At 42.7% G+C, this 12201-nt stretch carries 13 protein-coding genes; 10 read left to right on the top strand and 3 right to left on the bottom strand.

Going from position 1 to position 12201, the window contains the following annotated elements; all coding sequences use genetic code 11:
* Window positions 1-118 precede the first annotated feature (118 nt).
* A complete protein-coding gene (locus tag GT674_RS10090) occupies window positions 119-940 on the top strand; it encodes a DUF2399 domain-containing protein (protein WP_161285574.1) in 822 nt (273 codons plus the stop codon).
* Between the two features lie 154 nt (window positions 941-1094).
* Here GT674_RS10090 and GT674_RS10085 read toward each other — a convergent pair whose 3' ends face one another.
* The 3 genes from GT674_RS10085 to panD all read right to left on the bottom strand — a co-directional run bounded on the left by GT674_RS10085 (window position 1095) and on the right by panD (window position 3499).
* The gene (locus tag GT674_RS10085) at window positions 1095-2084 is read right to left on the bottom strand and encodes a bile acid:sodium symporter family protein (protein WP_161285573.1); all 990 of its coding nucleotides are present in this window, start codon (window positions 2082-2084) and stop codon (window positions 1095-1097) included.
* A 3-nt stretch (window positions 2085-2087) separates the two neighbouring features.
* Window positions 2088-2927 carry a pantoate--beta-alanine ligase gene (gene panC, locus GT674_RS10080; RefSeq protein ID WP_161285572.1) on the bottom strand — a complete coding sequence of 280 codons (840 nt, stop codon included), beginning with the start codon at window positions 2925-2927 and terminating at the stop codon, window positions 2088-2090.
* Between the two features lie 179 nt (window positions 2928-3106).
* A complete protein-coding gene (gene panD, locus GT674_RS10075; protein ID WP_161285571.1) occupies window positions 3107-3499 on the bottom strand; it encodes an aspartate 1-decarboxylase in 393 nt (130 codons plus the stop codon).
* A 627-nt stretch (window positions 3500-4126) separates the two neighbouring features.
* On the opposite strand from panD, the gene GT674_RS10070 reads away from it, so the two are divergent.
* The 9 genes from GT674_RS10070 to GT674_RS10030 all read left to right on the top strand — a co-directional run bounded on the left by GT674_RS10070 (window position 4127) and on the right by GT674_RS10030 (window position 12131).
* The gene (locus GT674_RS10070) at window positions 4127-4495 is read left to right on the top strand and encodes a hypothetical protein (RefSeq protein ID WP_161285570.1); all 369 of its coding nucleotides are present in this window, start codon (window positions 4127-4129) and stop codon (window positions 4493-4495) included.
* Window positions 4492-5343 carry an IS3 family transposase gene (locus GT674_RS10065; protein ID WP_161285569.1) on the top strand — a complete coding sequence of 284 codons (852 nt, stop codon included), beginning with the start codon at window positions 4492-4494 and terminating at the stop codon, window positions 5341-5343. The genes GT674_RS10070 and GT674_RS10065 overlap by 4 nt, the downstream gene beginning before the upstream one ends.
* A 275-nt stretch (window positions 5344-5618) precedes the next feature.
* Complete coding sequence (locus GT674_RS10060; RefSeq protein ID WP_173903183.1) at window positions 5619-6926, top strand: Na+/H+ antiporter NhaC family protein; 1308 nt, start codon at window positions 5619-5621, stop codon at window positions 6924-6926.
* Between the two features lie 114 nt (window positions 6927-7040).
* Window positions 7041-7520, top strand: a complete 480-nt coding sequence (locus tag GT674_RS10055; protein WP_161285567.1) for a hypothetical protein — start codon at window positions 7041-7043, stop codon at window positions 7518-7520.
* 112 nt (window positions 7521-7632) lie between these two features.
* On the top strand, window positions 7633-8274 hold the full coding sequence (locus GT674_RS10050; protein ID WP_161285566.1) for a MerR family transcriptional regulator: 642 nt from the start codon (window positions 7633-7635) through the stop codon (window positions 8272-8274).
* Entirely contained in the window at window positions 8255-8566 is a 312-nt protein-coding gene (locus tag GT674_RS10045) for a YbjQ family protein (protein WP_161285565.1), read from the top strand. Before GT674_RS10050 ends, GT674_RS10045 begins: the two co-directional genes overlap by 20 nt.
* 153 nt (window positions 8567-8719) lie before the next feature.
* On the top strand, window positions 8720-10057 hold the full coding sequence (locus GT674_RS10040) for an MATE family efflux transporter (protein WP_161285564.1): 1338 nt from the start codon (window positions 8720-8722) through the stop codon (window positions 10055-10057).
* Window positions 10058-10124: 67 nt separating this feature from the next.
* Window positions 10125-10916 (top strand): uridine phosphorylase, encoded by a 792-nt coding sequence (udp, locus tag GT674_RS10035; RefSeq protein ID WP_161285563.1) that lies wholly within the window; start codon window positions 10125-10127, stop codon window positions 10914-10916.
* A gap of 24 nt (window positions 10917-10940) precedes the next feature.
* Window positions 10941-12131: a phosphopentomutase gene (locus GT674_RS10030; protein ID WP_161285562.1), complete on the top strand. Its 1191-nt coding sequence runs from the start codon at window positions 10941-10943 to the stop codon at window positions 12129-12131.
* Window positions 12132-12201 lie beyond the last annotated feature (70 nt).

Genomic DNA, 12201 nt, shown 5'->3' with positions numbered 1-12201 from the left:
TGGCAGCATAAACTGTCCGTATCCGGACAAGACAATAAGTAAGAAATATGCCCGTGTCCGGGCAAAAAATCGCGGGGCACGCGAGGATAGCTTGTAGATACTTGGCTCAGTAGAGCCATTGAGCAAGAAGCCCCCACTTCAAAATCAGAGATTTAAGTGGTGGGAGCATGTCACTAAACTGCCATACAGAAAGGAACAGAAAATATACCTGGCAGTTTTTGCCGCAATGTTGACTGGAAATCCGCATGCATTTGACAGAGGAACTGTGGGCGGCAGGATACTTGAACAGATGATTCACAGAAGTCTGGAACAGCGGAATTTACTGATAGAGGGTACAGAAATATTTCCGGCATATAAAAGACAGAAGAGTTTTCTTGCAGCAGGAATTCTTCTGGATGATGTATCCAATTATGCGATGGTGTGTAATGTAGAGGCAGTAAAAAAAGATGGAACTATTCATATGGGAATGGATGGATTTCAAAAAGAAAAGGATATGCTTCAGGTACCCCTTGGAGTAATTTCTGACTGGAAGGAGGTAAGATGTCTGCAGCAGAAAATTTATATTGTAGAAAATCCGTCTGTTTTTGCAATGCTTTGTGGAAAGGCTGAGTGTTCATGTATGTGCATGAATGGTCAGCCTCGACTCGCAGGACTTATGCTCCTTGATCTTCTGGAAAAATCTGGAACTACGATTTATTATTCTGGTGATCTGGATCCGGAAGGGATTTTGATTGCACAGAAACTGGCAGACTATTATCGGGGAAAGTTTCATTTCTGGCATATGGATCCGGAAGATTATAATAAAAGCAGATCTGAGGAAGTGATTTCTGACAGAAGGATGAAAATTCTGGATAAAATCACAGACGTCAGACTGATTTCGGTGGTTGATGAGATAAAAAAATACAAAACTGCCGGATATCAGGAAAGAATATTTGTATAGCCGATAGTACATCAATATGTATTAAGATAGGGATAATACAAAATCAGAAAGTGAGCAGGGAGTAGAGGTAACTTATCTGGAAGGCTGTTGTGAATAGTAATGGTTTAAGAAATCCCGGAATCATAAGGTTCCGGGATTTCTTTGAGTATGGATATCAGATTTCTGGTATTGGTTTTTCATTGGTATGCTGTTTGTCGAGCTTTTCGACACCCGAACGGCGGATACTGGCAAAAACAGAGCCGGCAATATTATGCCATACACTAAAAATAGCTCCTGGAAGTGTTGCCAGTGGATTGGCAGCGAAGTTTGCTGCTGCCAGGGAAACTGCCAGTCCACTGTTCTGCATACCGACCTCAATAGCTATAGCAGTTGTCCTTGTATATTCTACATGGAAAAGTTTTGCTGCAAGAAGACCAAGCATCATACCGCAGAAATTGTGGATCGCCACAACAATAAGCACAAGGACTCCACAGCTTAAGATTTTTTCTGCATTGACAGCCACGATTCCGCCAATGATCATAACAATAGCTATAACAGAGATCAGAGGCATAACATCAGACACCTTATCGACATGATCGCCGGCAAGTGTACGAAGAAGGATACCAAGGAGTACCGGAATCAGGATTACTTTGACTACAGAAAGCACCATTGCCCAGAAAGATACTTCTACCCAGGCTCCAGCCAGAACGTACACGAGAAATGGGGTCATAACAGGTGCTGCCAGGGTGGAAACAATGGTCATTCCGACAGAAAGTGCTACATCGCCGCCGGCAATATAGGTGATTACATTGCTGGCTGTTCCGCCCGGACAGCATCCTACAAGGATCACACCCAGTGCCAGATCTGCGGGAAGTTTCATGACTTTACATAGTACCCAGGCTACGATTGGCATAATTGTATACTGAGCCACAGCACCGATGATCACTTCCTTTGGTCTGGAAAAAATTGCCCGGAAGTCTTCCAGACGTATGGTCAGTCCCATACCGAACATGATCACACCGAGAAAGACGGAGGTATAATTGGTCATCCATGCAAAGCCATCCCGCCAGAAAAAAGCAAGGCAGGAGAAAGCAATAATGATGATCCCGATATATCTGGATGCAAGGCTGCTGATTTTTCCGATTTTCTTTAGAATATTTTCCATATATTATACCTCGTAGCTGAAGTTGTCGATCAGTCTTGTTTTTCCGATGTAAACAGCCATTGCTACGAGAACACTGCGATCTGCTTTTTCTATCGGCTGCATGGTAAGAGCATCTACCATGGAAACGTAATCGATCTTTGCCAGAGGTTCTGCTTCGATCACTGCACGCATTTTGCCGAGAAGTTCTTCTGCCGAAATTCCTGTGTGGATCATAGACTGGCCAAGCTTTACAGCTTTTGACAGGCAGAGAGCAGCTTTTCTTTCTTCTTCATTTAAATATGTGTTTCTGGAGGATTTTGCAAGTCCATCTTCCTCACGAACAATAGGGCAGCCTATGATTTCAATATCAAAATTGAGATCCTGCACCATCTTGCGGATGATAGCCAGCTGCTGGGCATCTTTCTGTCCGAAATATGCTCTGTCCGGAGCTACAATATGGAACAGTTTGGTTACAACTGTACACACACCCTTGAAATGGATAGGACGTGTTTTTCCACAAAGTGTTTCGGACAATGTATCAATACTTACAAAGGCATGGGGATCATGATACATCTCAGATGGTTCTGGGCAGAAAATAAGATCTGCGCCGAGACTTTCGCAGAGTTTGCTGTCGCGTTCAAAATCTCTGGGATATGCGTCAAGATCTTCTGTCGGTCCAAACTGTGTTGGATTAACAAAATCTGATACTACTACAACGTCATTTTGTTCTCTGCATTTTTTGATCAGACTTGCATGTCCTTCATGAAGAAATCCCATAGTCGGAACAAGTCCGACAGTCTTGCCTTCTTTTTTCCATGCTTTGATTTGTTTTCTTGTTTCTTCTACTGTTTTTGTTACCTGCATTGTTATCTCCTCTTTCCCGGTCAATGGACCGTTATCATAGATTTTGAGATAGCCTCTTTTCTGAATTCACTTTCATCTCATTTGATCCAACTGATATAATAGTTATCAGTCAGAATGGCGGTTTGTTCTTATAGTACTTTGTCAAATTTCGGACAAAATGTCCTGATATGATATTGTTTTCAGGACATGTCTTTGAGCAGACCATGTTTCTCATAATTGGTCACTCTGCTGATTTTGTTCTCTTCATCTACAAACACAACTGCAGGCTTATGGGTGCGTGCCTCTTCTGGCTCATACCCGGCGTAAGCCATGATGATGATCTTGTCACCTGTGCTTACACATCTTGCTGCTGCTCCGTTCAGGCAGATCATACCGCTTCCACGTTTTCCGCTTATGGTGTATGTCTCGAACCGACTGCCGTTGTTTACATCTACAATCTGAACTTTTTCATATTCCAGTATTCCGGCAGCTTCCAGCAATTCTTCGTCCACAGTAATGCTTCCGACATAGTCCAGTTCTGCCTGCACAACGGTTGCTCTGTGGATTTTTCCTTTTAACATTTCTATTGTCATCTTATATAGTCCTTTCCTGCAGGAAAAATCTTACAGCTCCATAACTGCAAAAAAGCGTATCAGGATACACTTTGACCCTGAAACGCTTCTGATTGATTCCCTGTAAATTGAGTCCTGTTCTGATACATAAAAATCCCTTCATATATTCTGTAATGCCCAGAATATGCTTTGGGTTACTGTATCATAAATACCGGCTCATATCTTTTATGATTTTATGTAACTGTTCAGTATCTTTGCAGTTACAGTCTTATCCGTCCGTTCTCCTTAAAGAGTTCCGGCAGATTGTTTTTATATAAGATTCCAGTGATTTCAGCCAGAGTATAGTTTTGAGTTCAAATACTATCTCTGTGGGGTATTATTACATCTGGTTATTTATTTGTCAATAAGGGTCTGCTTATTATAAAAATAAAACGTTTATTGTATTCAAATATATACAGAGAAATGGTAAAATCTATAATGGAGAATGCCATTGAGAAAAAAGAAGGCTTTTTCAATAAATAAAAGGTGAAGTGGTAAACTAATTTTGGACACAGAGGGGTCAATTTCTAGACATAAATGAGTTATAATTCAAACAAGGAATTCTCATATTTAGTCTTAATTGATTTCGTGTTTAACAGGAGGTTTACCATGAAATACACTCTAGAACAACGGTTGGACATTGGGCGCCGTATTTATGAAGGCGAACTAACAAGATTTCAAGCAGCTGAAGAGTATGGTATCAATGATAATACGGCTCGCAATTATATGTGGCTATATCGAGATACCAACCATCTTCCACCTAAAAATGCCGGAAGGAAAAGAAAAACGGATGCTTCCAAAACTCCACAACCAATCGAAGCAAAACAACCTGATTTTGAATCATATGAATCCATGACAAAGGAAGAATTAATTCAAGCTCTTATCCAGGCACGTATCACAGAGGCACGATTAAAAAAAGGTTACGAAGTGAAGGGGGATGGTTCGGTAATTCATTACAGCAGCAAGAATATCAAGTGATTCTGGAACTCTCAGGAGAGTTTCCTGTCCATCTTCTTTGTGATGCCATGGGCATCAATAGAAGCAGCTTCTATTATTGGAAGAAGATGCTCAGCAATCCAGCTCCAAGAACAAGGGCATTGATTGAAAATATCCAGTTATTCCAGGAATACCATTTAAAATATCCATCCCATGGATATAGATGGTTAAATGCTAAAATCCGTCTGGATAAAGGAATAGAGATGTCTGATCCTTATGCACATAAATGTTGCAAGGCTGCTGGTATCAAGAGTAAAGCTAAACATTACAAATACAAGAAACCTGGTGCTCCGTTTAAGATTTTTCCAAATCTTCTTATGTCAGAGATTCAGATTGATGGTCCACTTCAATGTATTGTAAGCGATATGACTGCATTTTGGGTAAAAGGTATCTATTATGAACTTACCTTATATATGGATCTTTGGAATAATGAAATCCTAAGTCATTCTCTATCATCAAAACGTGGTGATCGAATGACTTATATAAACGGCCTGGAAAATCTCCTTGAAGTAAAGAAGCAACATCCAGAATACCAAATGATTCTTCATTCAGATCAAGGATCCGTCTATGCTTCAAAGGCATACAATGATCTTCTTCCTATGTATGTGGTAAGATCCATGTCCAGAGCTGGAACACCTACTGATAATAGTGCGATGGAATCCATCAACGGATGGATCAAAGCAGAATTATTTATGGATTTTCATGTCACAGGTGAACGACCAGTTTACGAAGAAGTGAATGAATATATTAAATTTTTCAATGAGGAGCGCCCTGCTTATGCGCTCAGTTATCTTACACCGAAACAATACCGTGAGAGGTATGCAGCATAATCTGTTCATAGATTCGAATCCGGAGGCAGATACCAGACACCGCGTCAGCGGCTTGCCCTTGACATTCAGCCGGAAAGAAACGCTACAATAAATGTCCGGCGAATGACTAATTTAATCTGTTCATGAGTTCATACTGTCGGCGAAAGCCGACCAGCGTTTCCTGGAGCTATGTCAAGGGTGGCATACGGCTTGTACAACTTTACGCTGTAACTGAATAATTTTTATAATTTTGTGTCCAAAATATGTTGACTAGTGCAAAGGAAGAGGATTTGATAATGAAAAACAAAAAAGGTAATGCCCTTGCTCTTGCTCCAATAGGGGTATTTCTCATACTGTATCTGGGGCTGGGAATTTTGTTCGAGTATGTGATGAAGATTCCGATGGGATTTTATAATGTACCGATCGTAGTCGCGTTTCTGGCAGCGATTCTGGTAGCATGTCTGCAGAATAGAACCGTATGTTTTGACAGAAAACTTGAGATCATGGCACATGGTGTCGGGGACAAGAATATTATTACAATGCTGCTGATCTTCCTCACAGCGGGATCTTTTGTTGGTGTAGTGGGAAGAAGCAGTGCTGAGAGCGTGGCATATTTTATGCTGACTTTGATTCCTGCCAGATTTTCTGTGGCAGTTCTGTTCGTAGTTGCCTGCTTTGTATCGGTGGCAATGGGAACTTCTGTTGGAACAATCACACTTCTGGTTCCAATTGCAGCTGCTGTGTCTGATGCATCAGGCTTTGATCTGGCATTTTGTGTGGCATCTGTCATGGGTGGCGCAATGTTTGGGGATAATCTTTCTTTTATTTCCGACACAACAATTGCAGCCTGTAATGGGCAGGGATGTGCGATGAAAGATAAATTCCGGGAAAACTTCTGGATCGCATTTCCGGCCGCTTTGCTAACGCTGGCTGTAATCCTGCTTCTTTCTTTTCAGACAGAAATACAGGGACATGTCAGCCAGTCCTATCATCTGCTGCAGGTACTACCGTATGTGCTTGTACTGATCGGTGGCATTGTTGGTATTAATGTTTTTGTAGTTCTTCTGACGGGAATCGTTTCAGGAGCATTCATTATGCTTTGGGGCGGGCATATCACGCCGGTAGAACTTCTGACGAATGTGGGATCTGGTGTTAGTGGCATGTTTGAAACCTGTATGGTGGCGATCCTGGTGGCTGCAATGTGTGCACTGATCCGTGAATATGGAGGATTCGATGCTTTATTGAACTGGATCCGCAAAATTTTCCGTGGACAAAAAGGCGGCCAGCTAGGTATGGGACTTCTTGTCGGAACCATAGACATTGCAACTGCGAATAATACCGTAGCAATTGTTATGGCTAATCCAATTGCAAAAGAAATGTCACATGAGTATGGAATCACACCACGAAAAACAGCATCCATACTGGATACTTTTTCCTGTATTTTCCAGGGAATCATTCCATATGGAGCACAGATGCTTGTAGCAATCTCGGCAGTTAATGAGCTGGGTGGAGAGATTTCTGCTTTCCAGATTATGCCGAAGCTCTTTTATCCTATGTTTCTTTTTGTGGTTTCCATCATTACCATAGCGAGAAGTGAGAAATAAAGATATGGTTTTCAGGAACAAAAATGTAAAACAGAGAAGTATAATAAAAAATAAAGGTAACTGTGAGGGTACTGAACAGTTACAAATAAAGTTTTACAGGAAGGAAGAACGATTATGAAGAAAAAAATAATAATTGCGGCAGGAATTCTGGTGGTTATAGCAGTGGGAGCAGGAGTATATCTGAACCATCCATCTGGTGGAGGGGTGGATCAGGAGATTCTGGCCCGTCTTGCAGGGCAGTATGGAATTCCATATGATGATGATATGGATGAGGATGCCTATTATGATAATGAGTGTTTCTGGGAGATGGTCATTTTTACAGAACCAGATGAATTCTTTACGACAGAGCCGCCGGTTCTGATGATTTATGATGCGGAGGCCGGAGACCCTGGCCTGGCAGGAACGATCGTAGAGCTGGACACTGACACCATAAAGATAAAAATAGACAATGATATGACAGATAAAGAATACTATCCGTCCGGATGGGAAATGGAATCAAATACCATGGAGTTTACCTATGAAGAAACAGAGGATGGTCTGGAACTGACCAATCACGGCAAAACATTCACATTTGTAAAATATCAGGAAGATTAAACGTAAAAAAATAAAAAACACTTGACCTTCCACCTTATGGAAGCTGTATAAAACAAGTACAGACAGCAACAGAAACGGTTTTCAGGCTGTCGAGAAAGCAAGAGGTAGCACAATGAAGATCAAACAGGTGGAAGAGCTTGTGGGAATCACAAGAAAAAATATCCGTTTTTATGAAGAGCAGGGGCTTCTTAATGTAGAACGTGCAGAAAACGGATACAGGGAATATCATCAGGAGGATGTCATACGGCTTCAGGAAATTAAGCTGTTCCGCAAGATGGATATTTCTATAGAAGAGATGAAATCCCTCTTCGAAAAAAAGAAAAGCCTGCAGATCTGCCTGGAGCAGCATCTGAGGGAACTGGAACATCGCAAAGAAGATCTCTCAAAGATGCAGGGGATGTGTGAACGTCTGATCCTGGAACATCGATCACTGGATTCTCTGAATGCAGAGGACTGTCTGGAAGAAATCGAGAAGATGGAGAAAGAAGGTGCGAGGTTTATGGATGTAAGCAAAACAGATGTCCGAAAGAAAAAAAGAACAGGAGCAATTGCAGGTGCTGTGGTAATGATACTGCTCATGGCATTTACCATTGTACTGATCTTGTGGGCGAACACACAGGATCCGATTCCATTAGGACTGCTTCTGCTTATAACAGCGATTCCGGTTATCATAATCATAGGAACGCTCATAGCACTTGCAGGAAGAATGAAAGAGATCGAAGGAGGAGAAGAGGATGAAGCTTCTAAGTATTGAAAACATTCCTGGTGTGGATTTTGAGCCACTTGGAATTGTCAAAGGAACAGTTGTCCAGACAAAGAACATAGGAAGGGATTTCATGGCAGGCATGAAAACTCTGGTTGGCGGTGAGATCGTAGGTTACACAGAGATGCTGAATGAGGCACGACAGATTGCTACGAAACGCATGGTGGATGAAGCCAAAGAAATGGATGCAGATGCCGTGATCGGTGTGAAATACGGATCTTCACAGGTTATGTCAGGAGCAGCTGAAGTAATCGCATATGGAACAGCAGTGAAATATAAATAACCAGAAAGAACAAAAAAATCAGAGAATCCCATGTCACAGACAACAGTGATGTGGGATTCTTACTATATACCAGAAATAGGATGAAAATCTGTGCCAAACCATGTATAATAGGATTTGTGGATGATGAAAAATAAAAATGGATGAGGAATGAAAATGGAAGGAAATTTAACAAAAGGTCCTATTTTAAAAACGCTGACGAAACTTGCGGTTCCGATCATGGCGTCATCGTTTCTGGGGACTTTATACAACATCACAGACATGGCCTGGATTGGTCTGCTTGGTTCGAAGGCAGTTGCCGGTGTAGGTGTTGGAGGTATGTTTACCTGGCTTTCGCAGGGACTTGCAGCTATGGCCAGAATGGGCGGTCAGGTGCATGTGGCACAGTGTATCGGACGTGGAGACAGAGAAAGGGCACACGGTTTTGCGCAGGCAGCAGTACAGCTTGCCGCATTTATGGGAATGGCATATGCAATTCTTTCGCTGCTGTTTACCAGACAGATGGTAGGATTTTTTCAGCTTGCAGATGCACAGGCTCATGCAGCGGCAATGTCATATACGAGGATTGCCTGTGGGCTGATCGTATTTTCATTTATGACGCTGACCCTGACAGGACTTTATACTGCACAGGGAGATTCAAAGACGCCTTTTATAGCGAATCTTGTCGGCCTGGCCACAAATATGGTCCTGGATCCTGTGCTGATCCTTGGGGTGGGAAGTTTTCCGAAGCTTGGTGTTGTCGGGGCTGCAATTGCAACGGTAACAGCACAGGCGATCGTTATGAGTATCATGATAGTTGGAATTGTCATACAGAAGAAAGAAAATGTATTAAAAGGAACCAGGCTTTTTGCAAAGATCCCGCGGGAATATCTGCAGGGGATCTGTAAGATTGGAATTCCGACAGCAATACAGGGAATGGCATATTGTGCAATCTCCATGGTGCTGACACGTATGATCTCAGGATATGGTGCAGAAGCTGTTGCAACGCAGAGAGTCGGAGGTCAGATTGAATCAATATCATGGAATACTGCAGATGGTTTTGCAGCGGCATTAAATGCTTTTATTGCACAGAACTATGGTGCAGGCAGGAATGATCGTGTCAGAAAGGGCTATAAGGCTTCTTTATGGACGGTTGGCATTTGGGGACTGCTGATCTCAGCTGTATTTATATGTGTTCCAGAGCCGATTGCCAGGATCTTTTTCCATGAACCAGCGGCAATTGCAACGGCAGTTGAATATCTGATCATCATAGGTTTCAGCGAAGCTTTTATGTGTGTGGAATTAACGACGGTTGGTGCATTATCAGGACTTGGCAGAACCCGGCTCTGCAGTATTATCAGTATAGCCTTTACCAGTGCTAGAATCCCGCTGGCGATCATTCTCGGAGGTATTATGGGGCTGAATGGAATCTGGTGGGCACTTTCTTCTACATCAATTGTAAAGGGCATTATTTTTACCTGTACATTCTTATGGATCACAAGAAAACGGAAGTAAAGTCAATCGCATGTGAGACAGGGCATGTATAATACAGAACTACCAAAGGAAAGGATGGTGGACGGATATGAAAAATTATTCAGAGGATACGAGCAGGCAGTATCACATTCAGGCAGGAAAAGGAGAAGTCGGACGATATGTAATCTTACCGGGAGATCCGAAACGCTGCCAGAAAATTGCAGAGTATTTTGATGATCCGGTTTTTGTGGCGGACAATCGAGAATATGTAACCTATACAGGAACGCTGGATGGTGTAAAGGTAAGCGTAACATCTACCGGGATTGGCGGTCCGTCTGCCTCAATCGCAGTGGAAGAGCTGTATCGCTGCGGAGCAGATACGTTTGTCCGTATTGGAACTTGTGGAGGAATGCAGACAGAGGTAAAGAGCGGTGACATTGTAATCGCAACAGGGGCAATCCGTATGGAAGGGACCAGTAAGGAATATGCTCCTATAGAATTTCCGGCAGTAGCGAATCTGGAAGTGACGAATGCGCTTGTAGCGGCAGCCGGGAAAAAGGGCTGTACATTTCATACAGGTGTGGTGCAGAGTAAAGACGCATTTTATGGACAGCATGAACCGGAAACAAAGCCAGTCAGCTATGAGCTTATGAATAAATGGGAGGCCTGGAAACGGATGGGATGTCTTGCATCGGAGATGGAATCTGCTGCGATTTTTGTTGTGTCAGGGTATTTAAAAGTCCGTGCAGGTGCCTGTTTTCTGGTAATGGCAAATCAGGAAAGAGAGAAACTGGGACTGGAAAATCCGGTGGTACATGACACAGATAAAGCAATCCAGGTAGCTGTGGAAGCAATCCGTGAACTGATCCGTGCTGACAAGGCAAAGGCAAAGCAGAAATAGGCATAATAGCAGAAAGGAACGCTTATGGAAACGTATAAGAGAGTGTTTGTAATTGTCCTGGATTCACTTGGAATCGGAGCGATGCCGGATTCGGAAGAATTTGGTGATAAAGGTGTGGATACCTTTGGACACATCCTGGATAAAATGGGAAAACTGGATATTCCGAACCTTCAGAAGCTTGGAATGCTGAATCTGCATAAAGGCGGCACTATGGAAGGCGTAGAGAAACCTCTGGGGCGTTATATGCGGATTGCGGAAAGAAGCAATGGCAAGGATACGATGACCGGACATTGGGAAATGATGGGAATCTATACACAGAAACCATTTAAAACCTTTACAGAAACCGGATTTCCAAAGGAACTGATTGATGAACTTGAGAAAAGGTGCGGCAAACGTGTCATTGGAAATAAGAGTGCAAGTGGGACAGAGATCATTGAAGAACTTGGTGAAGAGGAAATCAATACAGGTGCGATGATCGTATATACCTCTGCTGACTCTGTACTGCAGATTTGTGGAAATGAGGAAACATTTGATCTTGCCAATCTGTATCGCTGCTGTGAGATTGCCAGAGAACTGACACTTAAAGATGAGTGGAGAGTTGGAAGAGTCATTGCAAGACCTTATATCGGAATGAAAAAAGGGGAATTTAAGCGAACCAGCAACCGTCATGATTATGCCCTCAAACCAACAGGCAGAACAGTTCTGAATGCATTGAAGGATGCGGGGCTAGATGTGATCGGTATTGGAAAGATCCATGATATTTTCTGTGGTGAGGGAATCACAAAAACCTATCATTCTGACAGTTCTGTCCAGGGGATGCAGCAGGCAGCAGAAGTCTGTGCAGAAGATTTTCATGGGCTGTGTTTTGTAAATCTGGTAGATTTTGATGCACTGTGGGGACACAGAAGAAATCCGGAAGGGTATGGTCATGAGATTGAGAAGTTCGATAAGGGACTTGGAACTTTGCTGAATAAACTGAGGGAAGATGACCTGTTGATTCTGACCGCAGATCACGGAAATGATCCAACTTATACGGGAACCGATCATACAAGAGAATATGTACCATTTATTGCATATTCTCCCAAGATGCAAGAGACAGGTCCTATCGAAGATCAGGATACATTTGCTGTGATAGGAGCATCTGTCGCAGAAAATTTCGGTGTGGAAATGCCGGAGGGTACAATTGGAAAATCGATCCTGGATCGGTTAAAGTGAACTACTCGGCAACTAAGTTACCAGAGCATCTGAAATCTGGCGGGATACCGCCTTTTTTCAGGGTGCGTCC

Origin of the sequence: Blautia sp. BIOML-A1, assembly GCF_009883055.1 — a bacterium.
Classification (GTDB): Bacteria; Bacillota; Clostridia; order Lachnospirales; family Lachnospiraceae; genus Blautia_A.
The sequence above is the reverse complement of the archived record's forward strand: the minus strand, read 5'-3'. Positions and strand labels throughout refer to the sequence as shown.

What these genes read in the sequence shown, in the direction of transcription:
- GT674_RS10085 (WP_161285573.1), bottom strand. Translation starts at nt 2,084, where the DNA reads ATGGAAAATATTCTAAAGAAAATCGGAAAAATCAGCAGCCTTGCATCC.
- panC (WP_161285572.1), bottom strand. Translation starts at nt 2,927, where the DNA reads ATGCAGGTAACAAAAACAGTAGAAGAAACAAGAAAACAAATCAAAGCA.
- panD (WP_161285571.1), bottom strand. Translation starts at nt 3,499, where the DNA reads ATGACAATAGAAATGTTAAAAGGAAAAATCCACAGAGCAACCGTTGTG.
- GT674_RS10070 (WP_161285570.1), top strand. Translation starts at nt 4,127, where the DNA reads ATGAAATACACTCTAGAACAACGGTTGGACATTGGGCGCCGTATTTAT.
- GT674_RS10060 (WP_173903183.1), top strand. Translation starts at nt 5,619, where the DNA reads ATGAAAAACAAAAAAGGTAATGCCCTTGCTCTTGCTCCAATAGGGGTA.
- GT674_RS10055 (WP_161285567.1), top strand. Translation starts at nt 7,041, where the DNA reads ATGAAGAAAAAAATAATAATTGCGGCAGGAATTCTGGTGGTTATAGCA.
- GT674_RS10050 (WP_161285566.1), top strand. Translation starts at nt 7,633, where the DNA reads ATGAAGATCAAACAGGTGGAAGAGCTTGTGGGAATCACAAGAAAAAAT.
- GT674_RS10045 (WP_161285565.1), top strand. Translation starts at nt 8,255, where the DNA reads ATGAAGCTTCTAAGTATTGAAAACATTCCTGGTGTGGATTTTGAGCCA.
- GT674_RS10040 (WP_161285564.1), top strand. Translation starts at nt 8,720, where the DNA reads ATGGAAGGAAATTTAACAAAAGGTCCTATTTTAAAAACGCTGACGAAA.
- udp (WP_161285563.1), top strand. Translation starts at nt 10,125, where the DNA reads ATGAAAAATTATTCAGAGGATACGAGCAGGCAGTATCACATTCAGGCA.
- GT674_RS10030 (WP_161285562.1), top strand. Translation starts at nt 10,941, where the DNA reads ATGGAAACGTATAAGAGAGTGTTTGTAATTGTCCTGGATTCACTTGGA.